At 69.0% G+C, this 25,066-nt stretch carries 23 protein-coding genes and 4 pseudogenes; 12 read left to right on the forward strand and 15 right to left on the reverse strand.

The window, feature by feature from the left end:
* Window positions 1-115 precede the first annotated feature (115 nt).
* A complete protein-coding gene (locus EOT10_RS04500) occupies window positions 116-1,204 on the forward strand; it encodes an LLM class flavin-dependent oxidoreductase (protein WP_127826665.1) in 1,089 nt (362 codons plus the stop codon).
* Window positions 1,201-1,848 (forward strand): FMN reductase, encoded by a 648-nt coding sequence (locus tag EOT10_RS04505; protein ID WP_223280760.1) that lies wholly within the window; start codon window positions 1,201-1,203, stop codon window positions 1,846-1,848. The genes EOT10_RS04500 and EOT10_RS04505 overlap by 4 nt, the downstream gene beginning before the upstream one ends.
* Before the next feature lie 12 nt (window positions 1,849-1,860).
* On the opposite strand, the gene EOT10_RS41725 is transcribed toward EOT10_RS04505, so the two are convergent.
* From EOT10_RS41725 to EOT10_RS04515, 3 genes and pseudogenes are all read right to left on the reverse strand, one after another.
* Window positions 1,861-2,376 (reverse strand): LysR substrate-binding domain-containing protein, encoded by a 516-nt coding sequence (locus EOT10_RS41725; protein WP_262985392.1) that lies wholly within the window; start codon window positions 2,374-2,376, stop codon window positions 1,861-1,863.
* Window positions 2,377-2,602: 226 nt separating this feature from the next.
* Window positions 2,603-2,731, reverse strand: a pseudogene (locus EOT10_RS42555) (LysR family transcriptional regulator); the annotation flags it as partial.
* Between the two features lie 54 nt (window positions 2,732-2,785).
* A complete protein-coding gene (locus EOT10_RS04515; protein ID WP_127826666.1) occupies window positions 2,786-3,394 on the reverse strand; it encodes a Dps family protein in 609 nt (202 codons plus the stop codon).
* A gap of 211 nt (window positions 3,395-3,605) precedes the next feature.
* On the opposite strand from EOT10_RS04515, the gene EOT10_RS04520 reads away from it, so the two are divergent.
* Window positions 3,606-4,967, forward strand: a complete 1,362-nt coding sequence (locus tag EOT10_RS04520) for a dihydrolipoyl dehydrogenase family protein (RefSeq protein WP_127826667.1) — start codon at window positions 3,606-3,608, stop codon at window positions 4,965-4,967.
* Here the strand turns inward: EOT10_RS04520 and EOT10_RS04525 are convergent.
* The 3 genes from EOT10_RS04525 to EOT10_RS04535 form a co-directional block, all read right to left on the reverse strand.
* Complete coding sequence (locus EOT10_RS04525) at window positions 4,959-5,243, reverse strand: hypothetical protein (RefSeq protein WP_127826668.1); 285 nt, start codon at window positions 5,241-5,243, stop codon at window positions 4,959-4,961. The two genes, EOT10_RS04520 and EOT10_RS04525, sit on opposite strands and share 9 nt — an antisense overlap.
* Before the next feature lie 727 nt (window positions 5,244-5,970).
* Window positions 5,971-7,050 (reverse strand): protein kinase family protein, encoded by a 1,080-nt coding sequence (locus tag EOT10_RS04530; RefSeq protein WP_127826669.1) that lies wholly within the window; start codon window positions 7,048-7,050, stop codon window positions 5,971-5,973.
* Window positions 7,051-7,148: 98 nt separating this feature from the next.
* Entirely contained in the window at window positions 7,149-7,481 is a 333-nt protein-coding gene (locus EOT10_RS04535; protein WP_223280761.1) for an integrase core domain-containing protein, read from the reverse strand.
* A gap of 11 nt (window positions 7,482-7,492) precedes the next feature.
* Between EOT10_RS04535 and EOT10_RS41115 the strand changes: the two genes are divergently transcribed.
* Both EOT10_RS41115 and EOT10_RS04545 read left to right on the forward strand, forming a co-directional pair.
* The gene (locus EOT10_RS41115) at window positions 7,493-7,654 is read left to right on the forward strand and encodes a hypothetical protein (protein WP_189491114.1); all 162 of its coding nucleotides are present in this window, start codon (window positions 7,493-7,495) and stop codon (window positions 7,652-7,654) included.
* A 264-nt stretch (window positions 7,655-7,918) separates the two neighbouring features.
* Complete coding sequence (locus EOT10_RS04545; protein ID WP_127826670.1) at window positions 7,919-8,530, forward strand: class I SAM-dependent methyltransferase; 612 nt, start codon at window positions 7,919-7,921, stop codon at window positions 8,528-8,530.
* A gap of 300 nt (window positions 8,531-8,830) precedes the next feature.
* Here the strand turns inward: EOT10_RS04545 and EOT10_RS04550 are convergent, their stop codons facing one another.
* On the reverse strand, window positions 8,831-10,069 hold the full coding sequence (locus EOT10_RS04550) for an integrase (RefSeq protein WP_223280762.1): 1,239 nt from the start codon (window positions 10,067-10,069) through the stop codon (window positions 8,831-8,833).
* A gap of 253 nt (window positions 10,070-10,322) precedes the next feature.
* Here EOT10_RS04550 and EOT10_RS41120 point away from each other — a divergent pair, with 253 nt between their 5' ends.
* Window positions 10,323-10,469 (forward strand): hypothetical protein, encoded by a 147-nt coding sequence (locus tag EOT10_RS41120; RefSeq protein ID WP_189491117.1) that lies wholly within the window; start codon window positions 10,323-10,325, stop codon window positions 10,467-10,469.
* 99 nt (window positions 10,470-10,568) lie between these two features.
* Here EOT10_RS41120 and metG read toward each other — a convergent pair whose 3' ends face one another.
* Together metG and EOT10_RS04560 are read right to left on the reverse strand one after the other, a co-directional pair.
* Window positions 10,569-12,098, reverse strand: a complete 1,530-nt coding sequence (gene metG, locus EOT10_RS04555; RefSeq protein WP_127826671.1) for a methionine--tRNA ligase — start codon at window positions 12,096-12,098, stop codon at window positions 10,569-10,571.
* A gap of 484 nt (window positions 12,099-12,582) precedes the next feature.
* Window positions 12,583-13,185 (reverse strand): TetR/AcrR family transcriptional regulator, encoded by a 603-nt coding sequence (locus EOT10_RS04560; RefSeq protein WP_127826773.1) that lies wholly within the window; start codon window positions 13,183-13,185, stop codon window positions 12,583-12,585.
* Window positions 13,186-13,344: 159 nt separating this feature from the next.
* On the opposite strand from EOT10_RS04560, the gene EOT10_RS04565 reads away from it, so the two are divergent.
* Complete coding sequence (locus EOT10_RS04565; protein WP_127826672.1) at window positions 13,345-14,391, forward strand: aldo/keto reductase; 1,047 nt, start codon at window positions 13,345-13,347, stop codon at window positions 14,389-14,391.
* Between the two features lie 149 nt (window positions 14,392-14,540).
* Window positions 14,541-14,914 (forward strand): annotated as a pseudogene (locus EOT10_RS04570) (IS5 family transposase); the annotation flags it as partial.
* Between the two features lie 661 nt (window positions 14,915-15,575).
* On the opposite strand, the gene EOT10_RS04575 reads toward EOT10_RS04570, so the two are convergent.
* Entirely contained in the window at window positions 15,576-17,060 is a 1,485-nt protein-coding gene (locus tag EOT10_RS04575; protein ID WP_127826774.1) for a UDP-N-acetylmuramoyl-L-alanyl-D-glutamate--2,6-diaminopimelate ligase, read from the reverse strand.
* A 431-nt stretch (window positions 17,061-17,491) separates the two neighbouring features.
* Window positions 17,492-17,705 (reverse strand): annotated as a pseudogene (locus tag EOT10_RS04580) (GNAT family N-acetyltransferase); the annotation flags it as partial.
* 74 nt (window positions 17,706-17,779) lie between these two features.
* Between EOT10_RS04580 and EOT10_RS04585 the strand changes: the two are divergent.
* Together EOT10_RS04585 and EOT10_RS41735 are read left to right on the forward strand one after the other, a co-directional pair.
* Window positions 17,780-18,148: a hypothetical protein gene (locus tag EOT10_RS04585; protein WP_223280763.1), complete on the forward strand. Its 369-nt coding sequence runs from the start codon at window positions 17,780-17,782 to the stop codon at window positions 18,146-18,148.
* Window positions 18,149-18,396: 248 nt separating this feature from the next.
* The gene (locus EOT10_RS41735; RefSeq protein WP_262985393.1) at window positions 18,397-18,639 is read left to right on the forward strand and encodes a transposase family protein; all 243 of its coding nucleotides are present in this window, start codon (window positions 18,397-18,399) and stop codon (window positions 18,637-18,639) included.
* A 20-nt stretch (window positions 18,640-18,659) separates the two neighbouring features.
* Here the strand turns inward: EOT10_RS41735 and EOT10_RS04595 are convergent, their stop codons facing one another.
* Window positions 18,660-19,718 carry an integrase core domain-containing protein gene (locus tag EOT10_RS04595; RefSeq protein ID WP_189491120.1) on the reverse strand — a complete coding sequence of 353 codons (1,059 nt, stop codon included), beginning with the start codon at window positions 19,716-19,718 and terminating at the stop codon, window positions 18,660-18,662.
* A gap of 338 nt (window positions 19,719-20,056) precedes the next feature.
* On the opposite strand from EOT10_RS04595, the pseudogene EOT10_RS41740 reads away from it, so the two are divergent.
* Window positions 20,057-20,155: pseudogene (locus EOT10_RS41740) on the forward strand (integrase core domain-containing protein); the annotation flags it as partial.
* A 216-nt stretch (window positions 20,156-20,371) separates the two neighbouring features.
* Here EOT10_RS41740 and EOT10_RS04610 read toward each other — a convergent pair.
* Both EOT10_RS04610 and EOT10_RS04620 read right to left on the reverse strand, forming a co-directional pair.
* Entirely contained in the window at window positions 20,372-21,814 is a 1,443-nt protein-coding gene (locus EOT10_RS04610; protein ID WP_223280764.1) for an outer membrane protein assembly factor BamB family protein, read from the reverse strand.
* 608 nt (window positions 21,815-22,422) lie between these two features.
* The gene (locus EOT10_RS04620) at window positions 22,423-23,289 is read right to left on the reverse strand and encodes an integrase core domain-containing protein (RefSeq protein ID WP_223280765.1); all 867 of its coding nucleotides are present in this window, start codon (window positions 23,287-23,289) and stop codon (window positions 22,423-22,425) included.
* A 171-nt stretch (window positions 23,290-23,460) separates the two neighbouring features.
* On the opposite strand from EOT10_RS04620, the gene EOT10_RS43060 reads away from it, so the two are divergent.
* Window positions 23,461-24,530, forward strand: a protein-coding gene (locus EOT10_RS43060; protein ID WP_431313253.1) for an IS630 family transposase whose coding sequence is annotated in 2 segments (ribosomal slippage) — window positions 23,461-23,938 and window positions 23,938-24,530 — 1,071 coding nt in all. Because the reading frame shifts where the segments join, the coding sequence is not laid out codon by codon here.
* A 66-nt stretch (window positions 24,531-24,596) separates the two neighbouring features.
* On the opposite strand, the gene EOT10_RS04635 is transcribed toward EOT10_RS43060, so the two are convergent.
* The gene (locus EOT10_RS04635) at window positions 24,597-24,881 is read right to left on the reverse strand and encodes a hypothetical protein (protein WP_127826677.1); all 285 of its coding nucleotides are present in this window, start codon (window positions 24,879-24,881) and stop codon (window positions 24,597-24,599) included.
* Window positions 24,882-25,066: the final 185 nt, after the last annotated feature.

Below are 25,066 nucleotides of genomic sequence, written 5' to 3' on the forward strand. Positions count from 1 at the left end.
GGCACTGGAGGGTTCGTTGCGGTGCGCGCACGGTCATGGCGGCCGGGCGGGCGACGGCTAGCGTTCGGCGCATCCCAGTCATGCGCAACGCAACTCGCCGGAAGAAGAGAAACCCATGCAATTCGGCATCTTCACGGTCGGTGATGTGACGACCGACCCGACCACGGGACATACTCCCTCGGAACGCGAACGCATCAAGGCGATGGTCGCCATCGCGCTCAAGGCGGAGGAGGTCGGCCTCGACGTCTTCGCGACCGGTGAGCACCACAACCCGCCGTTCGTGCCCTCCTCCCCGACCACGATGCTCGGCCACATCGCCGCCCGCACCGAGAAGCTGATCCTCTCCACCGCCACGACGCTGATCACCACCAACGACCCGGTGAAGATCGCCGAGGACTACGCGATGCTCCAGCACCTGGCCGACGGCCGGGTCGACCTGATGCTGGGCCGCGGCAACACCGGCCCCGTCTACCCGTGGTTCGGGCAGGACATCCGCCGGGGTCTCGACCTGGCCAAGGAGAACTACGCGCTGCTGCGCCGCCTGTGGCGCGAGGACGTAGTCGACTGGGAGGGGAAGCTCCGCAGCCCGCTCCAGGGGTTCACCGCCACCCCGCGGCCGCTGGACGGGGTCCCGCCGTTCGTCTGGCACGGCTCCATCCGGTCTCCGGAGATAGCGGAGCAGGCGGCCTTCTACGGTGACGGCTTCTTCCACAACAACATCTTCTGGCCGGCCGACCACACCCGGCGCATGGTCCAGCTGTACCGGCGGCGGTACGCCTTCCACGGTCACGGCCGGCCAGAGGAGGCGATCGTGGGTCTCGGCGGCCAGGTGTTCATGCGGAAGAACTCCCAGGACGCCGTACGGGAGTTCCGGCCCTACTTCGACAACGCGCCCGTCTACGGGCACGGGCCGTCCCTGGAGGAATTCACCGAGCAGACCCCGCTGACCGTGGGCTCCCCCCAGCAGGTCATCGAACGTACGCTGACCTTCCGCGAGTCGGTCGGCGACTACCAGCGGCAGCTGTTCCTGATGGACCACGCCGGGCTGCCGCTGAAGACCGTGCTGGAGCAGCTCGACATCCTGGGCAACGAGGTCGTACCCGTCCTGCGCAAGGAGTTCGCAGCCGAGCGGCCGGCGAACGTGCCCGCGGCCCCGACCCACACCTCCCTGGTCGCCGCCGCACGACAGGAGGCCGCCGCGTGAGCTCCACCGCCCCGACCGGAGGCCGCCCGGTGCGGCTCGTCGCTGTGTCAGCGGGACTGAGCACCCCGTCCGGCACCCGTCTGCTCGCGGACCGGCTCGCCGAGGCGGTCCACGGCGAACTCGAACCGCAGGGCTACGAGGTGGAGAGCCGCGTCGTCGAGCTGCGCGAACTGGCTGTCGCCATCGCCAACCACCTCGTCACCGGATTCCCGCCGCCCCCGCTCGCCGCCGCCATCGACGCTGTGACGGGCGCCGACGGCCTGATCGCCGTGACCCCCGTGTTCAGCGCCTCCTACAGCGGGCTGTTCAAGTCGTTCTTCGACCTGATCGACCCCGGCGCCCTCACCGGCAGGCCGGTCCTGGTCGCCGCGACGGGCGGGACGGCCCGGCACTCCCTGGTCCTGGAGCACGCGCTGCGTCCGCTCTTCGCCTACCTGCGCGCCGTCGTCGTACCGACCGGCGTGTACGCGGCGTCCGAGGACTGGGGGACCGGCGGCGACGCGTATGCCGAGGGGCTGCCCGCGCGCATCCGCCGGGCGGGCAGCGAACTGGGCGCCCTGATGGCCGCCCGGTCCGCGGATCCGGAGCCCGGGGACGAGATCAGCGCCCTCGAACGGCAGCTGTCCGACCTGCGGTTCGACTGAGACACGTTCGTTTCAGGTGATGTGGCGCAGCAGTGCCGCGACGGCCGCCGGGGGCTCGCCCGGCGGCCGTACCACTATCACCTGCCAGCTCGGCGCGTGCCGGGCGAACCGGTAGGTCGCCAGGTCCGGGAAGCGGTGGGAGCCGGTCGGCGGCATGATGCAGACGCCGAGGCCGGCCCGGACCAGTTCGGACGCGGCCACGATGTCGTTGACCTCGAAGGTCGTGGCGCGTTCGACGCCGGCCGCCCGGAACGCGCGGTCGGCCGCGTCGCGGATCGCCCAGCCGGGGGTGAACTCCACCTGTGGCAGCTCGGCGATGTCGGCGAGGTCGACCGTGTCCTCGGCACCGTTCGTGGTGAGGCTCCGGCGGGGCGAGGCCACCAGCACCATCTCCTCGCGGGCCCGCAGCCTGGTCACCAGACCGCGCTGCTGCTGGCGGTCCAGGGCCACCACCGCCAGGTCCACCGTGCCCTCGCGCAGCGCCTGCCGGATGTCGAAGACGGCCGCCTGCCGCAACTGGACCACCACCCGCGGATGTTTCGCCCGCAGCGCGGTCAGCGCGTGATGCAGGTTCGCCAGACCCCTGCATGGTGCCGACCGTCACCCGCCCGCGCAGCTCGCCCTTCGCCGCGTCGACCGCCTCGCGGGGCGGCTCGGCGGCGCGCAGGGCCTGCCGGGCCGCCGGGACGAACGCCTCACCGGCCGGGGTGAGCCTGACCCGGTGCGTGGTCCGGTTGAACAGCGGGGTGCCCAGCTCGCGTTCCAGGGCGCGGACCGTGCCGGAGACGGCGGACTGGACCACGTGCAGCCGCCGCGCGGCCGCCGGGAACCCGCCCGCATCCGCCACCGCGACGACGACTTCCATCTGCCGTAGGTCCATCATCCGCTCCCGCCGGCGCAGCGCCCGCCTCGGCAAGTCGGCGATCCTCGCCGCATCCTAGGCGGGCTGGCCGCGGACGTCGGCGCGGACCAGGGGAGTGTCGACCAGGTGCTCCGCCAGGAACCAGGCCTGCAGCTCCCCGCTGCGGATCACCTGCGAGACCAGCAGGTCGTTGGTGCCATCGTCGCCCATTTCGCCGGCCCGGCCGGCCGCGTCATGGGCATCGATCAGGATCGTCTCGCGGGCCTCCAGGAGTCGCGAGAGCATCGCCGGGGCCTCCTCGACGCCGTCCGGCGGACGCGGGATCGAGGTGATCTCTGCGACATGCCGCGGGTCGCCCACCGCGACTCCGCCCAGGGTCTGGACCCGCTCGGCGATCGTGTCGACGAGGGCCAGCTGGTCGTCGGCGTGCTTGTCCAGCAGCAGGTGCAGCTGGTAGAAGGTCGCGCCGCGCAGTAGCCAGTGGTGCTTCTTGTTGAGGCCGTACAGGATCTGCGTGTCCGCCAGGACCCGGTTCAGACGCTGGCAGGAGAACATGCGCGCCTCGTACGAGAGGCCGAGGGGGAACTGCTTGACGGTCCCGAACTCCTGGATGACCTCGCCCTTCTGGTGCAGCCACGGCTGACTGTGCTGCAAGGCTTTCCCAGGCTCGGAGCTGGTGGTCATGGTGCGCCTCCTGGCGGATGTCCGATGCGGCTGTTTACGCGAGTGACGCTAGGCGCGACGGTGGGGGAGGCGTTGCCCAGAAGCGCCCGAGCCGGCACCCCCGAGCGCACCCGGTTCGCTCTGGGACCGACCGCCGTGCACGCACGGACACGGGCCGTCCGCCGTACCGCTCTACCGTCGGTGGCCGGTAGCCGTACGGAGTGAGGCAGACATGAACGAGCAGGTGGACGTGGTCGTCGTCGGCCTGGGGCCGGGTGGGGAGTACCTGGCGGGCACCCTCGCCGAGGCGGGGCTCGACGTGGTCGGCGTCGAGGCGGAGCTGGTCGGGGGCGAGTGCCCGTACTGGGGGTGTGTGCCCAGCAAGATGATGATCCGGGCCGGGAATGCCCTCGCCGAGGCCCGGCGCGTACCCGCCCTGGCCGGGCAGGCGGAGGTGGCCCCGGACTGGGGTCGGGTCGCCGGGCGTATCCGGGACGAGGCCACCGACGACTGGAACGACACGGCCGCGGCCGACCGGCTGGCCGCCAAGGGCGGCCGCCTGGTCCGCGGCCGGGGCCGTCTCACCGGCCCGCGCCAGGTGACGGTCGACGGACGGGGGTTGGAGGCTCGCCGGGGTGTCGTCCTGGCCACCGGCAGCCGCCCCCGCATACCCCCGGTGCCCGGCCTCGCAGCCACACCCTACTGGACCAACCGCGACGCCATGTCCGCCAAGGAGCTCCCGGCGTCGATGCTGGTGCTCGGCGGCGGTGCCATCGGCGCCGAAGTCGCCCAGGTCTTCGCCCGGTTCACCTGCCGGGTCACCGTGGTCGAAGGGCAGGCGCGACTGCTGGCCCAGGAGGAACCGGAGGCGGGCCAACTCGCCACCGAGGCCCTGCGCGCCGACGGAGTGACCGTCCTGACCGGGGCGCGGGTCAGCCAAGTCGCCCATGACGGTGCCGAGTTCACCGTGTGGCTCGAAGGCGAGGCCGAGCCCCGCCATGCCGAGCGGCTGCTCGTGGCCACCGGACGGTACAGCGAACTCGCCGAGCTGGGCGTCGAGGCGGCCGGGCTCGACCCGACCGCGCGGGCCGTCCCCACCGACGGACAGATGCGGGCGGCGGACGGTCTGTGGGCGGTCGGCGACATCACCGGCCGGGGCGCCTTCACGCATGTGTCCATGTATCAGGCGCAGATCGCCGTCCGTGACATCCTCGGCAGGCCCGGCCCCGACGCCGACTACCGGGCGCTGCCCCGGGTCACCTTCACAGACCCCGAGATCGCGGCCGTGGGGCTGACTGAGCGGCAGGCCCGCGACCGGGGGCTGCGGGTGCGGACCGCCGTACTGCCGAACGCGTCCTCGACCCGTGGCTGGATCCACGGGCCGGGAGGCGAGGGTTTCCTCAAGCTGGTCGAGGATGCCGACCGAGGTGTCCTGGTCGGGGCGACCTCGGCGGGACCGGCGGGTGGCGAGCTGCTCTCTGGGCTGAACGTCGCCGTCCACGCCGAGGTCCCGGTCGAGCGGCTGCGGCACATGATCTACACGTACCCGACCTTCCACCGCGCGATGGAGGCGGCCCTGGCGGCCCTACGCTGAGCGCTCTGCGCTGTTCCGGCGCTCGGTGAGCCAGTACAGCAGCGCCAGCACCGGCAGGGCGGCCCGGAAGAGGCTGACCGCGTTCCATGATCCGACCCAGCGCTCGGCGATCGCATTCATCTGGGGCGCGCTTGGCAGGATCGGCACCACGCGGGCGCCGGCGGCGGTGAAGACCGCGTCGAAGGCCTGATTGAAGTAGCCGGCGTTGTCGTGGATCAGGTACCGGATGCCGGCGATGCGGGTGTTGTCGGCGTACTCGAGAATGTGCCCAGTCACGTACGGACAAACGTGCCCAGCGAGATGACAGGATGTTCGCTCGGCGCGGGCGGAGTCGTGCCACGATGTCTTTGTGGAAAGTCCTGGTCTCTCAGCGCGTCGTCGCATGCTGATCGAGGCGGTCGTCGTGGTCGCGGCGCCTGCTTCGGATCAGGTGGCTTGGCTGGACGAATACGACGTGCCGCCGGACGTCCCTGACCAGAAGGCCAAGTTGCCGGCGCCGTAGCAGCGCACACAGCACGGCCGATCATCATGCCGCCACCACCGCCTCTGCGCGAGAGCGCCGACGCGGGTGACCACGCCTGGCACCGAACCCCGCTCCCACCTGCATGGATGAGGTTATCGGCAAGGGCAGGGCCTGCGGGAGATGATCCGCCGCGGACAGCCCATCACCTTCCGCGGCCTCGCCCAGACCGCAGACGTCTCACTCGACTTTCTCTACCAGTGCATCGAGCTCCGCCGACGCGTCGAACAGCTCCGGGACCAGCCGCGAAGCCAGCCGCCACAGCCTGCAGAACAACCGCCCGACGACTCGCCAGCAGCGTGGTCCGCACCTTCAGCGCCCAGCTCGCCGAACTCAAGCAACGGCACCGCGACGAAGTCCAAGCCCTGCGGCAGGCCATCGAAGCGGCCGAGAGCGAGAGCCTCGAACTTCGGCGCCGCCTCGGCTTCGGCACAGTGCCCGCCCCGAGACCTCCTGTCATCGCTCTAGTGCGGAGGCACGGCCTCAGTGGGGCGCCGTGACCGCAGCGCCTCGGATCCGCTCGATCTCAGCGGCCGGGAATGGTGTTCGTTTACTCTCGGTGAGTAGGCGGCGGAGGAACTCGCCCATGACGACGGCGGTCCGGCCATGCCTGTCGATGATCGCCGCGATCTCAGGCCGGACCCCCTCGGGCTGTTGGCCAGTTACCCACTCGCGCAGAAACTCCTCGTGTTCCGTGCCGCCGCGCATGCGCTCGGGCAAGTGGTGGCGGAGGAGATGCCTCGCGGTGTGGCAGTGGTCGTAGGCGAGATGGTTTGAGAGGAACTCGGCCTCGACCACTGACAGTTCGAAGCTGGAGCTCAGGGCGAGTCCGAAGTCCGCGAAGTAGAGCAGTTGGCCGTCGGTCAGGACATTGGCGAAGTGAGTGTCGAAGTGGACCAGCCCGTGCGAGCTCATGAAGGCGGTCCCCCTCGCCAGAGCCTCCTCCACCCACGGATAAGGCGAGCCCTCTTCGCTCTCCAGCACACCTTCCTGGCGGTCGTCCAGCCACGCGGCGAGCGTCTGCGGCACGTGTTCCAGGAAGAGCACCAGGCTGGACGAAGACCGGCCGATGGCCTCCAGCCGCTCGCGCACCGCTGATGAGCCCTCCCAGTGCGCGACCGCCCCCTCGATGCCCCCCAACTCGTCGGCGAACCCCTCGGGAGGGGAGTCGGGCAGGATGCGCCAGTGGTACATCAGCGGAAAGCCCTCGTACTCATTCCCAAGGACCCAGTGAGTCGTCATCGTGTGCACGGCCAGCTCCCGCCAGGCCCCGAACCCCGACGACCCCACCCCGTACTGGTAGAACATCGGCAGCCCGAAGAGATTCGCCGTCGACCGCACGTTCTCCGGTCGCAACTCCAGCTCCGTCAAGGGGACCCGCTTGACGAACACCCGCGCCCCGTCAATGTCCAGCTCCGCCGACCGGCCCCCGATGCCCGACCTGAGTGGGCTGGCGGCAGCCACGACCTCGCCAAGCCGACGGTCGCTCAGCAGGGACAGGCGCGTGGCCACGGTCCCATAAGTCGCGAGCCGCCCGGCATACCGCGGGTCTGGGTGCTGCATTGTGGACTCCTCGATGCCCCGAACCGAGGCGTCGGTGATCTCACGAACGTGATCGACCCTATCCGCCGGGGCCTGTGCGTGCGGATAATCTTGTCACCCTATGCGACCTGGGCGTATTCGTGGATGAGGCCGCCGAGGCGGTCGGGCCGGATGACATGCGATGGGCCATCGACTACGGGTGGTTCGGGCGCACCGGCATTGTCAGGGGAGCGTTGTCCGAGTGATCGGTGAGGTCGGTGCGCGTTGTGGTGGTCGGCGTACTCGTCGACCACGAGGCGCAGGTGCCGCTCTCTGGTGATCAGGATCCGCTTGGTGGCCTCGCGGCGGCATGATCCGACCCAGCGCTCGGCGATCGCATTCATCCGGGGCGGGTCCGGCAGGATCGGCACCACGCGGGCGCCGACGGCGGTGAAGACCGCCGTGCCGGCCAACGCAATGGTGGATGCCGAAGCCGACGTGCCCGGCCGCGCAGGTCATCACCGTCACCGGCTTCGTCGCCCTGGCCGACCATGACGGGATACCTCTCCTGCCTGCGACCGCGGTCTCCTCGCCCATCGCCAAGCTGTCGCACGGTACGGCCGCACCACCCTGTGGGGTTCCATAACTCAGCCAGCGGCGATGACCTGCATCTCTACGCCGTTCCCTCGTACTCGTTGATAAGGCCTTTGAGGATCGGTCGGCGTTTGATCCGCTCGTGGGTGAGGTCGGTGATGGCGGGAAGTCTGTTGGGCGACCGAAGGGGAGTAGCGCGAGGAGGAGCACTACACCGGGAGCTGGGGCGCGAGGCCGCTGACGCGCGGTGCTGGTCGCGGCGGGGGCAGGCCCTGGGCCGGATGTCGGGCCCGCCGGGCGGCCTATAGTCGGTCTCATGAGTCGTTGGCAGGAACTGACCGGTGGCACATCCGGAGACGAGTACGCCGCGCGCTTCGCCGCGCTGGCCCGCAGCGGCAAGGATGTGCATGGTGAGGCGCGTTTCTGTGCGGCTCTGGTGCCCGCGGGTGCGCGGGTGCTTGACGCCGGATGCGGTACCGGACGGGTCGCGATCCGGCTGGCGGAGCTGGGGTATGACTGCGTCGGGGTTGACCTCGACGACTCGATGCTGGACGTGGCGCGGGCTCACGCGCCGGAGCTGCCGTGGTTCCGGGCCGATCTCGCCCAGTTCGATCCGGCCCTGCTCGGCATCGCGGCGGACTTTGACCTCGTCGTCGCTGCCGGCAACGTCTTCCCGCTGCTGGCTGCCGGGACCGAGGCCGCGGTGGTCAAGCGCCTGGCCGGGGCTTTGCGTCCGGGCGGGCTGCTGGTCGCGGGCTTCGGCCTGGACGCCGCCCACTTGCCCGTGCCGCCCGGCATCAGGCTGCCGGAGTACGACGCGAGTTGCGCTGCGGCGGGCCTCGCCCTCGTCGACCGCTTCGCCACCTGGGACGCCGAGGCCTACGACGGCGGTGGCTACGCCGTCAGTGTCCATCGCGCCAGCCCCTGACCCGGCTGCCCAGCTGCATAACCGCCGGGGTGAGCGCCAGGCCCGCTGCGTCGGAGTCCTGAGAGCCGAGAAGAAGCCAGCGCCCGCTGCGAGAACGTGATTGCCACGAGCGACACGTAAGGGTAAGGGTGGCTGAGGACTTGCAGTGGACGTGAGTGTGCGCCGGGGGGCTGGCTGGTGTTGGCAACAGTGTTGCTGGGCAGGGGAATTGAACCTCGGCGTGCGCGTACGGTCGGGAGCGACAGCGGGATTCTGTCAGTAGCCTCGAACTGCACGCCTGGGGGTCAAGGGGTCGCAGGTTCAAATCCTGTCGTCCCGACTTGTGTTGTCGCAGGTCGGAGGCCGTTCTCTCGTGATCGAGAGGGCGGCCTTTCGTGTTTCCGGGGGTGTGGTGGTCGCGGTGTGGTCGCACGTCTCGGGTGCGGCTGGTTCGCGGAGGTGCTGAAGGCGGGCGGGGCGGGGGTGCGTAGCCGGTGGAGGGTTTCGCGGAGGCTGTGGTTGTGGTCGCGGGGTGGTCGCAGCCACGTCGGTCGGTTTGTTGAGAGACCGGTGGTCGTGGCTTGGGTGAGGGTGTGGTCGATGGTGTCGACGGTTTCGCGTGCGGCCTGTTGGGTGAGGTGGCTGTAGAGGTTCGCGGTGGTCTTGGTTCCAGATCAAGGTGCGGTCGAGGAGCTCATGTCTGCAGGTCTGCACCCAACGTTCCATGATTGAGTTCATCCGGGGAACGCGGATGCCGGTGGTGACGATCTCGATGCCCTCGGCGGCGAAGACGGCGTCGAACGCGTGGGTGTACTTGCTGTCGCGGTCCCTGATCAGGTACGCGATCGTGGCACCAGCGTCCTGAAGGTCCATCACCAGGTTCCTGGCGGCCTTGGTGACCCGAGCTGCGGTGGGGTGGCTGGTCACGCCGAGGACGCGGACGCGGCGGTTGGCATGTTCGATGACGGCGAAGACGTACAGGGTCGCCCCACTGAGCGTGGTGGCGGTGAAGAAGTCGCAGGCCAGGATGCCGTGGGCTTGGCTACGCAGGAAGGCGGCCCAGCTCTGGCGGTCGCGTTCGGGCGCGGGCTCGATCCCGTGTGCTCGGAGGATCTCCCACAGGGTGGAGGGTGGGACCTTGATGCCGAGGGCGGCGAGTTCGCCGTGAATGCGCCGGTAGCCCCAGCCTGGATTCTCGTGCGCCAGGCACGGGACGAGAGCCTGGATGGCGCGGCGGGTCGGCGGTCTGCCGGCCCGCCTGCGGCGGGAGGCATCGGCGTGGCGGCGGCGCATGAGGTCGCGGTGCCACCGCAGGATTGTGTCCGGTGAGACGATCAGGCGCAGCTGCCGCAGCTTGGGCCTGGGCATCCGGTGGAGGAGCGCAGCGAGGAAGGCTCGGTCGGCCGCGGTGATACGCGGCCTGTCGATCTGGCGCTGCAGGACGGCCACTTGGTGGCGCAGCGTCAATATCTCGATCTCCTTGTCGACCTCGCTCATAGGAAGCAGCCGCATGAAGGCGAACACGCTCGACACGGCGAGGTAGGTCAGTCGCAGCAGCACGATCCAGCAGCCTGACACGCCTATCCGGCAACGTCGGCCACTCACAAGAACACGCAGGTCACGGACTATGGACGGAGTATTCGGCACCCGCACGGTCGCGCGCCGCCCTGGGGCCGCTTGCCACCAGCGAGCATCCCGAACTCCTACTACCCGGCCAGCCCGCCAGCCGCCCACGCAGCCCCGAGGCGCTGTCGGGACAACTCTTGAAGCACGGCCTGCCCACCATCGCCGCCGCAACACGGCCCTGTTCGGCATGGCCGGGGAACTCCCGCCGATCATCATCAGTGACCTCTTCGGCGTCCACAGAAACACCGCGAACCAGTGGGCGGCGCTCGCCCAGGACAGCTGGGCCGGCTACCTCGCGGCCCTGAACAGCGAAGCTGCTGGCAGGCACGAGTAACGAAGCCGATCTCGGAACTGCCCAGCGCCCTGGGCGCCCCCTCCCGAAGCTGCACGGAGATCGAGAGGGCGGCGCGACCAAGTTCATGAGCATCGGAGATCAGGCTGGCGGCGTGTCCTCGTGAAGGCGTGGGAACAGCGGCTGTGCTGCGGGCAGAAGCCTCTCGACCGTTGTCAGCTGTCCGGTGATCCGCGTGGCGGCATCTGGGATGAACGGGCGTAGTTCGTCGGCCAGCACGCGGCACGCTGTGACCAGCGTGCCGAGGACGGTGTCGAGTTGCTTCGGTGCTTCACCGTTGCCTCTGCGCTCTTCCCGAGCCAGCTCCCAAGGCCGGGTCGCGTCAATACATCGATTGGCCTCCTCCAAGATTTCCCAGACAGCGTGGATGGCACGGCGGAAGTCGAAGTCGGCCAGGGCGGCATCGACGAGGCCAGGCGCCTTCCGGCAAACGTCCACCAGCGCCAGCTCCCCGGGATTTACCGGCGCAGAGGCGGGGACAATCCCGCCGCGAAAGCGGTGAACCATGGTCACGATGCGGTGGACGAGGTTGCCCAGCCCTCCCGCGAAATCCGCATCCGCGCGCGTGGTCAGCCGGTCGGGCGTGAAGTCCGCATCCCCGACCCGGGGCACATCGCGCAGGAGCCACCAGCGCAACGCATCGGTGCCATATGTTGCGGCCAGCGCAGCCGGGTCGACGGTGGTTCCGGCGGACTTGCTGATCTTGCGGCCGTCGACGGTGAGGTAGTCGTGGACCAGGATATCGGTGGGCAGCGGGAGCCCGGCAGACAACAGCATGGCCGGCCAGTACACGGCGTGGAAGCGCACCACTCCCTTGCCGACCAGGTGGACGCGGCGCTCGCTGGTTTCCCACCACTGGTTGTAGGTGCTGTCATCGGTGCCGTAACCGAGGCTGGTGACGTAGTTACCGAGGGCGTCCCACCACACATAGACGACCTGACTCGGGTCGTCCGGCACGGGAATGCCCCAGCCGCGGGCGCGGCTGTGGGAGCGGGAGACGGAGAAGTCGTGCAGGCCACGTTCGATCAGGGCGAGGACCTCGTTGCGGCGGGCTGCGGGCTCGATGCGCAGGTCGCCGCTCGAGATCAGTTGATGCAGGCGGTCGGCGTAGCGGGAAAGCCGGAAGAACCAGTTCTCTTCCGCGACGAGCTGCGGTTCGGTGCCATGCTCGCCGCACCGTCCTTCGACCAGTTCGTCGGGGGTGTAGAACTGCTCGCAGCCGACGCAGTAAAGGCCTTCGTACTCTTTGCGATAGAGGTCGCCGGACGCTGCGCACTGGCGCCACAGTCGTTCGACTCCGACGCGGTGACGTGGGTCGCTGCTGGTGCGGATGAAGTCGTCGAATGAGAGTGCCAGTGGGCCACGCAGGGCGGCGAACGCGTCGGCGTTGCGGTCGACGAACGACTGCACGTCGATGCCGGCCGTTTCGGCGGCCAGGACGTTCTTCAGAGAGTTGTCGTCGGTTCCGCTGAGCAGCCGGACCTGTTCGCCCCGTTGGCGGTGGTGACGGGCCAATGTGTCAGCTTGGACGAGTTCCAGGGCGAAGCCCAGGTGCGGGCGGGCGTTGACGTAGGGAATGGTCGTGGTGATGTAGCGGCGTCGTGCGGTCATCGGTCCTCCTACCGGGTAGCGAGGCCTGGTCGCACAACAATCGAGGCCCCGTCCCGGGGCCTCGGATTCGGTACGCGTCCGTTCTCAGCAGCCCCGTCGGCGGGGCATCATCCAGTGCTGAGGCGAAAGCGTGATCATGGATGCGAGGGTAGCAACAGAGCGACGTCGCAGCACGCTATTTCCACCCCATCGTGGCAGCCGCACGCACCGGGGCATCCGGGGCAGCGCTGGGCGAGGCAGGCATTACCCGGTCCCCACGCACGCCGAATTGCGCACGGTTAGAACACCGCCTCTTCACCAGTAGGACCTGACAGCACCGCGAAAGCAACGGCACACGGTCAAGCGTATCTACGAGCGGTTGCTAGACGAGCACAGCGCGGTACCCGACCAATGCAGGGGCATGGGCAGCCGCCTCCCTGCGAGTGGCCGAGATGCCCGGCACTCCGGCCTGCGTCAGCGGAGAGGTGTCGCCTAGGGCCTGTCTTCAAATTCCCGTCTGCCCGGCGAGTCCGGCCGGAGCTCCGGCGCCCCGCAGCAATGTGTCCACGACGCGGGTGGCGAGCGAATCCGTGTCGCCACCTCCCGCCCCCTCCTTGGCTGCCTCGTGGATGAGGGCGTAGTAGACGCGCCGGGTCCAGTCGAGGTCGATGTCGGGGCGGAGCACGCCCGCCTCCTGGGATCGGCTGAAGAGCCGGATGCAGGTGGCCCGGACCTCGGCGTGGATGCGGGCCGCCTCGGGGTGGGCGTCGTCGGCCGTGCGGTTCATGGCGAACGACCAGTCGGTCTTCACGCGGAGGACGTTGGCCGTGACCTGGTAGAGGGCGACGAGCGGCGGGGCGGCGTCCGGGCGGGCGCTGTCGACGGCGTCCGCGAACTGGCGGGCGGCCCAGCCGGTGAGCTCGTCCAGGAGCGCCTCACGGGTGGCGAATCGGCGGTGGACCGTGGTCCGGGCGACGCCGGCGGCCTGGGCGAGCTGCCCCATGGTCGCCGCCGGGTCGGCGGCCAGGACGCGCTCGGCCGCTTCCAGAATCGTTTGCACGGTCCGCTCGGTGTCGGCCCGAAGGGGTCGTTTTGCCTGCTGTTCCATCTGTTGCTTGTGCGCCGTCACACCGACACGCTACATCCGCACTCCCTCAGAACTCATACTTGCATCACGTGTGTTGCATGTCTTAGGTTCATGGCGTCGGAGAGGTAGCAACTCCGGGCCCCGTTCGCGGGGAGAGGCGACATCAAGGAGCAGTGAGTGATGCAGCACAGGAAGCTGGGCCGCACCGGCATATCGGTCAGCAAGTTCGCGCTGGGCACCCTGCGCCTGGGCGAGTGGGGGAACGCAGATCACGACGACGCGGCCCGGCTGATCCACACGGCCCTGGACGCCGGGATCAATCTCATCGACACCGCCGACCAGTACTCGGGCGGCGAAGCCGAACAGATCGTGGGCAAGGCCATCCGTGACCGCCGCGACGAAGTCGTACTCGCGACGAAGGGACACTTCCCGGTCCGCTTCAAGGACGAGAACCCCAACCGGCAGGGAAACTCCCGCCGTTGGCTCACCAAGGCCGTCGACGACAGCCTGCGCCGCCTGGACACCGACCGCATCGACCTCTACCAGGTACACCGCCCGGACCCGAGCACGGATATCGACGAGACACTCTCGGTCCTGTCCGACCTGGTGCGCGCAGGCAAGATCATGGCCATCGGGACCTCGGACTTCCCCGCCGAACAACTCGTCGAGGCCCAGTGGACCGCCGACCGCCGGAGCCACATCCCCTTCCGCACCGAGCAGCCCCCGTACTCCGTCTTCGTGCGCGGCATCGAGGCGGATGTTCTGCCCACCGCGCAGAAGTACGGACTCGGCGTGCTGACCTGGAGTCCACTCAACAGCGGCTGGCTGACCGGGCAGTTCCGCCGCGGCAAGCCGATCGAGATGAACCACTTCCGGCAGGCGGTCGCCCACAAGTTCAACCTCGACCTGCCGGGCAATCAGCGCAAACTCGACGCCGTCGAGCGCCTGTCGGCCCTGGCGGACGAGGCGGGTATCTCCCTGACGCACCTGGCGCTCGCCTTCGCGTCGACCCATCCGGGCATCACCTCGGTGATCCTCGGCGCCCGCACGGTCGAGCAGCTCACCGACCAGCTCGCCGCCGCCGAGATCCGCCTCGACGACGAGATCCTCGACCGCATCGACGAGTTCGTCGCCCCCGGTGTCACGCTCAACCCCACGGACATCGACTACAGGCGGCCGGCCCTGACCGATGCCGAGCAGCGCCGCAGGCCCGCCCACCACCGCTGACGGCGGTCCGCCTGCGACGAGATCCTGCGGCGCACACCGGATCAGGCTACGACCCTTAAAGTGATCTTGAATGTTGGATCACGGCCGGGTGATACGTCGTGATACGTCGCCGTGAACTGTCTGATGAGGAGTGGAAGTTCGTCCGTCCACTGCTGCCTGAGTCCTTGCGGGGGCGGAAGCGGTTGGACGACCGGACCGTGTTCAACGGGATCGTGTGGAAGTTCCGGGCGGGCACGGCCTGGCGGGATGTGCCCGAGCGGTATGGCCCATGGGCCACGCTGCACACACGGTTTCGCCGGTGGGCTCTGGACGGCACCTTCGAGCGGATGCTCGAGGCCGCCCAGGCCCGGGCGGATGCGGCTGGGGAGGTCGACTGGCTGGTGTCGGTCGACTCCACCGTCGTGCGGGCCCATCAGCATTCCGCCGGAGCCCGAAATGGGGGGTCCGCAGCCCCGGCCTCGGACGTTCCCGGGGCGGCCTGACCAGCAAGATCCATCTGGCCTGCGCGCCTTTGGCCGCGACGCCGGCCCCACCGTCAACAACAACTGCATCCGCAACGGCCCGACCACCCCATCGCCAGTCCTTCCCACGAACGGATCAAGCGCCGACAACGCCTCGGCGGTCTCATCAATGAGTGGTGTGCATCGTGAAGTTGCTGGTCACGGGTCTGGTGTGCGCAGGATTCTGGATGCTCGTGCTGGGTGGGGCCGGATGACTTTGGTGAAGATCGTCGGTCAGCGGACGACTTTGCGGTTCGTCAGGACGAGCAGGGTCCTGACCAGGGCAGTCGCCCACTTCGGGTCGGTGCGTACCTTGCCGAGCACGCGCCAGTTCTTGAGGTGGGCGATTGGTCTGGTGCCGGGTGCTTAACGCACCGAGCTGTGGCATGGAGTAGCCGGACGGGCCGACCCGCCCCGATCAGCATCACCAGGTGTCCACGCCGACGGAAATGCGGGCGGCCCGCACGTCCCCCAGGTAGCCGCGGGGCCACGAGGTCTGGTGTGCAGCGGGCAGCGGGTCCCTGATGGCGCTGGAGGCCGACGATGTGCCGGACGACCACCTTCGCTTCGGCCAGGCCGCGGACCTGCCCTTGCGCGTCAGTCAGCAGGTCGGCGTCTGGAGCAGATGCACGTCCTCGTGCCCGGCACTGCAATCAGCGCCGGGCGTCAAGAAGGCCGGTACGCCTATCGCGTGGCGAGTTCGCGTACCGTCTCCATGTCGCTGAACGGCAGCAGTTCCTCGTTGACGATCTGGTAGGGCTCGCTGCCTTTGCCCGCGATCAGGATGACGTCGCCGCGCCCTGCGGCGGACAGGGCGAAGGAGATGGCGCGGCGGCGGTCTGCGAACCGCTCGAAAGTGGTGCCGCTCGCGAGCAGGCCCGGGACGATCTGATCCATGATCGCCCGGGGGTCTTCGTTCCGGGGATTGTCCGAAGTGAGAACGCACAGATCGGAGTAGGTGCCGGCGATCTCCCCCATCCGGGCGCGCTTGGTGACGTCCCGGTCCCCGCCGCAGCCGAAGACCGTGACGACCCGGCCGGAGGCGAAGCCGCGGATGGTGGTCAGCACCTTCTCCAGTGAGTCCGGGGAGTGCGCATAGTCCACGATGACGGACGTGCCGTCCGGGGTCTCGTAGCGTTCGAACCTTCCCGGGATCGGGGGCAACTGCTCGAGTGCGGCGACCAGTCCGGCCAGATTGTGCCCGATGAGGTGGCAGGCTGCGACAGTGGCCAGTGCGTTGGAGACGGAGAACCGTCCAGGCACGGGGATCGCCGCCGGATACTTGTGGCCGGCGTGGTGCAGGGTGAAGCGGGTGCCGACGGCGTCCATGGTGAGGTCGGTCGCCCGGTAGTCCGCCTCCGCGTCGATGCCGTACGTGACGGCAGCGCCGGGCATCATCGCCCCGATGCCGGCTCCGACCGGGTCGTCTGCGTTGACCACCGCACGCCGGCACAGCCCCTGGAACAGACGCAGTTTGGCGTCCCGGTAGTTGTCCATGGTGCCGTGGTCGTCCAGGTGATCCTGCGTCAGGTTGGTGAACACCCCTACGTCGATGAACGAGTGGTCGAGGCGATGTGTCAACAGGCCCATCGATGTGGCTTCGAGCGCCACGGTGCCGACACCGCGGTCGCGCATGCACCCGAGCAGATACTGGAAGTCCGGCGCCTCCGGTGTGGTCAGTACCGACCTCGGCATCGGGATCAGTTCGTCGCCGATCCGGCTGCCGCCCGTCCCGATGACCCCCACCCTGGCGTGCTCGGCGATCCTCAGCACCGACTCCACCATGGAGGAAACCGACGTCTTCCCGTTGGTGCCGGTGACGGCCACCATCTTCATCTGCCGGCCTGGCTCCCCGTGGTAGCGGGAGGCGACGACCGCGGCCGCCTTGCGCGTGTCCGCGACGGCTACGACGCATACACCAGCTGCCGACGCCCAGGTCGCGACCGGAAGTTGCGCCGTCGCGGAGTCGATGAGTATCGCCACCGCGCCGCGTGCGAGAGCCGGTCCGACGGACTCGGGGCCGCCCTCGCGATGACCGGGTACCGCGATGAACAGGGATCCCGGAGCGGCGCGGTGGGCGTCGAAGCAGGTGCCTCCGGTGATCCTCGTCTCCGGATCGCCCTCGATGACTTCATGATCGTGCCCGGCGAGCAGCTCGCTCAACTTCACAAGGGTCCTCTCGGAGATGCACCGGCTGCCGGTCGTCCGGCGGTCGACGCGCAGGCGGCACCAGGGCACCAAAGGGTGGCAAAGAACGACGAAGCAGGAAATTTTGGCGAGGACCGTCGCCGTGCGGTTACAAGGTGGGGAGGGGCGGCCGCGCAGAAAATGGTCCACCTGCAGGGGCGGAATGATCTGGGAAATGCCGAGAATTGCGCGGAATCGCTAGCCGTGGCCGTGCAACGCGCGACAGTGGATCGCCGGCGGGTTCGCCGGGTCGACGGCCGTCGCGCACGCGGCGGACGGGCACAGGGCATGAGCGGTCTGGAGCAGGCACTCCCTCACTGTGCATGTGCGACCCATGTGTGGAGTGTACGTCCAGCCGCGGGGGCGATCGCCCACCGCTCGTTCGCGCATCTGCGTTACTGCTGCCGCGCTGTCTACGGCACCCGCGCCGCGAGGAACGCCGTGCGGTGGCGCAGCCGGAAGCCCAGCGACTCGTACAGCCCGGATGGCGTTGGTGTTGTGCGCGGAGGTGTGCAGGAAGGGCCTCTCGTCGCGGGCACGGACGCCGGGGGCCACCGCCAGGACCAGGCGGGCGGCCAGGCCCTGCCCGCAGAAGGCCCGGTCGATGCAGACCGCGCTGATCTCCGTGGCTGGAGTGGATCACGGCTCGCCTCAGTGAACTGGACGCGCTCGCCGAGGAACTGGCCAAGCAGCTGCAGGAGGTGCGGGCCGAGCAGGAACGGGCCGCGGCGGAGGCCGTCGCCCCGGCTCCCGCCCGGGTGACGGGGCGGGCGGTGCTGTTGGTCCCGCACCGCAGCGAGACTCCCGACGAGGCCGCCCTGCCCGGCGACGACCGCAAGATCCTGGCGATCGTCCGGGCTGCCGATGGCCCGGTGCAGGCCAAGGATGTCGGCGAGGAGCTGGGCCTGGAGGTGACGGCGCGCGGCAAACTGGAACCGCTGCGCGAAGCTGACCAAACTCGCCGACCGTGGCCGGCTGCGCAAGCGGCCAGACGGGCGGTTCACCGCACGCCCGTAGCCACACGAGACGGGTGCGATCGCTGGCATCGTGCTCGCGGTGTTGCGCTGTGACCGGCGGCCGGGCGACCTGGCCGGCGGCAACGGAATACACCGCACCACCGTGGGACGGTGGGTCAGGGAAGTCGTGGGCCTGCTGGCCGCCCGCGCCCCACGCCTGGACCGGGCCCTGAAAAAGATCGCCCGGCAGGGCGGGGTGGCGGGGTGGTGCTGCTGGACGGCACGCTGATCCGCACCCGACGCCGCACCGGCACGGAGAACCGGAAGAACTACTCCGGCAGCACAAATGCCATGGCCTGCTCGTGATCGCGGTCACCGACGAGCGGGGCCGCCTGCTGTGGGTCTCGGCGGCCCGCCCCGGGCGGACCTCGGAGATCACCGCCTGCCGTCACGACAAGCTCACGCAGAAGTTGCGGGCGGCCGGACTCGGCGCGATCGCCGACCTGGGGTTCGTCGGGCTCGACGACAGTGATCCCGACGCCGACCCAGCGGTGATCACCGGCTACAAGGCCCGTAGTGCTTCAAAATGCCTTCATCCGGCGTGACCTGGGGGTTTGTTGAGCGGTCAGTCTGCTCGGCGGTACTCGTTGATCAGGCCAGCGACTGCTTGTCGGCGTGCGAGCCGGGCCGGCGGCAGGGGGATGACGTTAGGGTCGTCGTATGGCGCGAGCTGGTTGCGGCCTTGGTGGGGCCGATGGCTGTTGAAGTGACGGGCGTAGTCGTGGAGGATCTTCTCGGCGTGTCCGCGGTCGAAGATCAGCAGGCGGTCGGTGCACTCCTCGCGTACGGAGCGTATGAACCGCTCCGCGTGGGGGTTGCAGTTGGGGCTGCGCGGAGGGATCTTGGCCACGGTGATGCCCTCGCCGCCGAGGACGGCGTCGAAGGCGTCAGTGAATTTCGCGTCCCGGTCCCGGATCAGGTGGCTGAAGTCGGCCGCGCGCTCGCCGAGTTGCCACAGCAGTTGGCGGGCTTGCTGGGTGGCCCAGGCGGCGGTGGGGTGGGGAGTAACGCCGAGGATGTGGATGGTGCGGGTGCGGACTTCCATGACGAACAGGGCGTAGAGCCGCTGCAGTGTGATCGTGTCGAGATGAAAGAAGTCTGTGGCGAGCAGACCACTGGCCTGGGCTTTGAGGAATACGCTCCACTCGCGGCGCGCTGTGTGTCGGCGCGGCATGGGGCCGAGGCCGCCGGCGGCGCGCAGGACCCGACGGACCGTTGCCGCGCTGATTTTGTGGCCGAGTCGGCGGAGTTCGCCGTGTACGCGGCGGGCGCCCCACCTCGGGTTTTCGGTACCGAGCCGGATGATCAGGTCGCGGAGCTCGCCGGATATGGGTGGGCGACCCGGAGGAAGCGGCTGGGTCCACTTCTTCTTGATTAGGTGTTGGTGCCAGGCGATCAGGGTGCGTGGGGAGACTATTCGGTGGCGTCGCAGCCCGCGGGGAAGTAGCTGGGCGAGCGCGGCGATGAGCGCCCGGTCCGGCCAGGAGGGCCTCGGAGCGGAGACCTGTCGGCGCAGCAGCGCGACCTCGTGTCGCAGGACGAGGATCTCGGCGTTCTTGGCCGCGGTGGATCGACACAGCAGAGCGAGCCATGCGAAGGCCCGCGTGGCGAGCAAGTAGATCATCCGTACGAGCACAATGACAGATCATGTCCGACCACAGACAACGCCCAGGTCAGCAGCGGTGAATCAGTTTTGAAGCGCTACGGGACATGGCCGAGGGCCTCGCGCCGGATGCTGCCGATCACCCGCCCGCCGCCATTCATCCGAGGGGCCCGTGGCGCGCTCAGAAGGATCTCCATCTCCTCGGCCTCGAAGACGGCGTCGAAGGACTGCCCATACTTGCCGTCGCGGTCACCCAGCAGGAAGCGCAGGAACTCCTTGCGTGTGCCCAGTTCGGTGGCAAGGTTCCGGGCCTGCTGCACCGGCCGGTGCCCGCATCCATCTTTCCTGGCGTACCGCGGATGAACGCGATCGCAGAGCGTTGGGTGGGAACATGCCGACGCGAGGCCACCGACCGCATCCTGATCACGAGCGAACGACATCTACGCCTCGTCGTCGACGAGTACGCCCACCACTACAACGATCACCGCCCCCACCGATCACTCGGACAGCGATCTCCAGACGGTCTCCACGCGCCCCCACGACCCGCCGAAGACGAGCAGACCCGCATCATCCGGCACGACCGGCTCGGAGGGCTGATCCATGAATACACGCAGGCCGCGTATCGGGTGACACGGGTTGTCGGCACTCACACGGTCAGCAAGGTACAGAAATGGTCAGCGGCTGACCCTGAGGAGGGGCGGCGTGACGCCGGTCCCGTCGGGGTTGACGAGGAGCCAGTCGCCGTCGCGGCCGGGCACAAGTTGGGCGGTCTCGGCGACGTCGTCGGTGCCCTCGCGGATCAGCGGACCCTCGACGAGGTGTCCGGTGCGCGGGTCGAGGGAGCCGATCCGCCCGCCCGCGAGGACAGCGAGCCGGTTCCCGAGCAGCCGGGTGAGGGCCGTGACCGGCCCGCCCGCCGCGGCGTGCCACAGTCGCCGTCCGCTGCCGAGCCCGTAGCCGGACACGGCGCCGGGGACGGCCTCGCCCGGCTTCGTCACCGCGGTCACCAGAACGTCTCCGACGACCACGGCGCGGAGCGCGGGCCGGGCGTCGAAGCCCTGTCCGGTGTCCACGGTCATGCGCAGGTCTTCCTCGCGCCCCGAGACCTTCACCGACCCGCGCAGGCGGTCCTGGTCGCCGAAGGCGAGCACAGCGTCGGTCCCGCGGTCGTCTTTCTCCTTGAGCCAGAGCGCGAACGGCCGGGCCGAGAGCACCATGACCGTCTCCCAGCGGCTCTCCGCCGGCAGCCCGGTACGGCGTACGTGCGTGCCGGTCGCGGTGTCGAGCGAGACCAGTTCCAGCGAGCGGAACGCGGAGTCGCTCATGCACTGGACGACCACTCGGGTACGGCCCGCCGCGGCCGAGGCGACGACCGGCGAGCAGCCCTCGTCGAGGTCCAGTTTCCAGCGCGGGACGCCTGCGCGCAGGGAGAAGCCCCGTACAGCGGTAGCCTCCAGGGCGACGGCGACGCCGCTGTCGGCGGCCACTCGACCGTCGGTGGGCAGCCCGAACTCGGCGCTGCCCTTGATTTTCCGCTCCCATAGTTTGCGGCCGCTCGTGGTGTCCACGCCCCACACTGTGTCGCACGGTTCATCCTCGCGGCCGAAGGCGATGACACCGATGCCGTCGACCACGGAGTCGCTCATGGCGCACGCCGATCCGCGTACGGGCGCGCCAAGGCTCCAGTGCTCATGCCCGTCGGCGAGGTCGTAGCTGGTCAGACCGTCGGTGCGGGCGCGGACGACGGCGCTGTCCAGGGCCCAGTTGCCCACGCCCTTGACGGTGCCTGGCCGGTCGACCGGCGCGACCCAGGCCCGGTCGAGGACAGGGCCTCGCATCCACGCGTACGCCTGCCATCCCGGCCAGAGGGCGAGGACCATGCCCATGCCGACGAGCACGGCGGGCAGGGCCTTTCCGGGCCGGACCCTGGTCAGTGCGGCGACCCGCCAGTTGACCAGGGCCGTACCCGCGAAGGTGCACAGGAACGCCAGCAGGATGGTGGGGGTGGTGCCGTCGGGGCAGGGGCTGAAACGGCCGCCGCACGCGTTGCCCGGTATCGAGGTCCAGCCGAACCAGTGGAAGGCCACCGCGAGTCCGGCGACCAGCCCGGCCGCCACGACGAGCAACGCCTTCCCCCACACAGCTCCCCAAGTTCTGCGCGCAGGTCTGCCGTCCTCCACCACGTCGCCCCCAAGCGTCAACTGCCTTAGCTCTCCCCAGAGATGCGGCGGTTGATCCTACCTCCCTGAACGGTGGAGCGGCCCGAGGTGAGGGACAGCGGGGCGCCCGGGCCGCCCCAGGGGCAGGACTCGGCATCCACCAGTGCCATGAGTCGGTCGACGGGCTCCCGAAGTCGTCGATAAGCGACTCCCGTTCTCGGGTTCTGGCTCAGCTGGTGTGGTGTGGCCATGGCCGGGTCAGTGCGGGTCCCTGAGTTGGAACAGCGGGTCCTCGGTGTCACTTGTCTCATTGAACCGTTCCGACTTTCGCTGGCGAGGACCAGGTCGAATGACCTGCTGAACTGGCCGGCCCGGTCGCGTATGAGGAAGGCGAACTCGGATGCTCGGTGGCCGAGGTTTATCAGGAGACTGCGGGCCTGGTGTGTGGTCCACGGCCCGTCCGGATGGGAGGTCACACCGAGGATGTGCACGTAGCGGGCTGCCGCCACGTCGTATCGGTCTGCCGTTCCGATGTTGGGGGTGTGAGTGCCGGAAACGCTGTCACCTTATGCGACCTGCGTGTATTCGTTGATGAGGCCGCCGAGGCGGTCGCGCCGGATGACACGAGATTGGTCATCGGCGGCGAGTGGTTCGGGCGTGTCCATACCGTCGGGGCTTCGTTGGCCGAGTGATCGGTGCGGCCGGTGTTTGTTGTGGTGGTCGGCGTACTGGTCGATGACGAGGCGCAGGTGGCGCTCTCCGGTGATGAGGATGCGGTCCGTGGCCTCGCGGCGGCAGGATCCGACCCATCGCTCGGCGATCGCGTTCATGCGGGGCGCACCGGGCAGGATGGGCACCACGCGGGCGCCGGCTGCGGTGAACACCGCGTCGAAGGCTTCGGTGAAGTAGCCGGCGTTATCGCGGATCAGGTACCTGATGCCGGCGGTGCGTACGTCGTCCAGGCTCATCAGGACGTTGCGGGCCTGCTGGGTTACCCACTCGGCGGTGACGTGCCGAGTGATGCCGGCGATGTGTACCCGCCGGGTGTCGTGTTCGATGAAGAACAGGACGTACAGCCGCCTGAGGAGCACGGTGTCGACGTGGAGGACGTCGACGGCGAGGATCCCTTGGGACTGGGCCTTGAGGAACCGGGACCAGGAACGGTCGGCACGCTGGGGCGCCGGGTCGACCTGGGCCTTCTTCAAGATCTCCCAGATGGTGGAGGCGGCGACCTTCCAGCCCATGGTGCGCAGTTCGCCGTGGATCCTGCGATACCCCCAGGTGTCGTTCTCGCGGGCCAGTCGCAACACCAGAGCGCGCAGGGCTTCGGGCTTGGCCGGGCGGCCAGGACGGCGGGGCGGGTAGGTCCACTTCCGTGCGATCAGTCTCGCGTGCCAGCGCAGCACGGTACGCGGAGTGACCAGCAACTTCACTGCTGAACGGTGACGCTTGCTCAGGAGCCGGAACAGAGCGGCGATCACAGCGCGGTCTGCGCGGGCGAGCACGGGCTTGGGACTGCTGCGCTGCAGGACGGCTAGAGATCTTTAAGGGTGTGGGTTACGTGGGGACGTGACGGCTGTCGTGGTTCGCGCTATGCCGAAGGGATGAGGTATCCCGATGGCGGAGGGCTGGCGGCTGAGGAGCGGGTTCGGCGTGAGCGGGTCCGGTTGGCGGCTGCTGACCTGATCGAGGCGGGGGCCAGTGACCGGGAGGTGGCCCGGCGGTTCCGGGTGACCCGGATGTCGGCGAACCGCTGGCGGCGGGCGTTGGCTGCGGGCGGGCGTCAGGCACTGGTCTCCAAGGGAGCCAGCGGTGCCCGCTCCAAGCTCGATGCGAGTCAACTGCGCGTGCTGGAGGAAGTGTTGGATGCCGGCCCGGCCGCTGCGGGCTGGAGCGATCAGTGCTGGACCCTGGCGAGGATTGCCGAGGTCATGCACCGCCGGTTCAGGGTGGAGTACACCCTGGCGGGGCTGGATCTGCTGCTGCACCGCATCGGCTGGAGCGTGCAGGTCCCCTCCCGCAAGGCCACCGAGCGCGACGAGGAGAAGGTCGCCGCCTGGAAGGACGAGCAGTGGCCCGTCATAAAAAGACGGCGGCGGACCTGGGCGCCTGGCTCTGCTTCCAGGACGAAGCAGGCCAGGGGCTGAGGCCGCCCAAAGGCCGCACCTGGGGACGACGAGGCCACACACCCGTCGTGCGCGTCACCGCCGCGGGCACCAAACGCGTCTCCATGGCGGCACTGATCTGCACCAAGTCCGGCCACCGGCCCCGGATGATCTATCGCATCCATCTCGACCGCGGCCCCGCCAAGGGCCGGCGCAAGGGCTTCACCGAGACCGACTACGCACGCCTGCTGGATGCCGCACACCAGCAGCTCGGCGGCCCGATCGTCCTGGTCTGGGACAATTTGAACACACACGTCAGCCGCAGCATGCGGAAGCTGATCGACGCCCGATTATGGCTGACCGTCTACCAACTACCGGCTTACGCACCCGAGTTCAACCCGGTCGAAGGCGTGTGGTCGCACCTGAAACGGTCGCTGGCCAACCTCACCAAACACAGCCTCGACCAGCTCACTGCGCTGGTGAAGACCCGGCTCAAACGGATGCAGTACCGGCCCGGCCTCATCGACGGCCACATCGCCAAGACCGGCCTCGACTTCCAACCGCCGTAGCCTCAGCCGTTGAAGGTCTCTAGAGCGAGTCCGGAACCTCGAACGTGCTTGGGGGCAGCTCTTCGCTCACCAGTCACCGACCCACGACTCGTCCTGCAACTTTCGCGACTCCAAGAACTGGTCGGTCAGACGCTCGCCGAGCCATGCCTCCAGCCACTGAGGGAAGGTCAGGTCCAGCTTGTGCCGATCGCCTTGATCCCAGAGCCACATCTGCCCCTCGGGGTGGCGGAAGTCCAACAGCATCCCCGACATCTCATGTTCGAAACAGAAGGACAACACCCCGGCGGGTGTGGGTGGTGGGTCCGTTGGGGCCAATTCGTAAGTGAGGAATTCGACATAGCCGACGAGCATGGCCCCTGACTCGGGCCCGTCGAGCAATGGGTAGAAGCCTCTGAACGGGCCGATACCTCGGGTCTGATGCAGGGTTGGGTGACAGGTTGGGTCACGCGGCCTGGAGGGCCGGTGTGGTCATGACGGTCTCGAATTCGATGGGGGTCAGTCGGCCGAGGGATGCCTGTCTGCGGCGTCGGTGGTAG

It is taken from the genome of Streptomyces antnestii, assembly GCF_004005495.1.
Lineage (GTDB): Bacteria > Actinomycetota > Actinomycetes > Streptomycetales > Streptomycetaceae > Streptomyces > Streptomyces antnestii.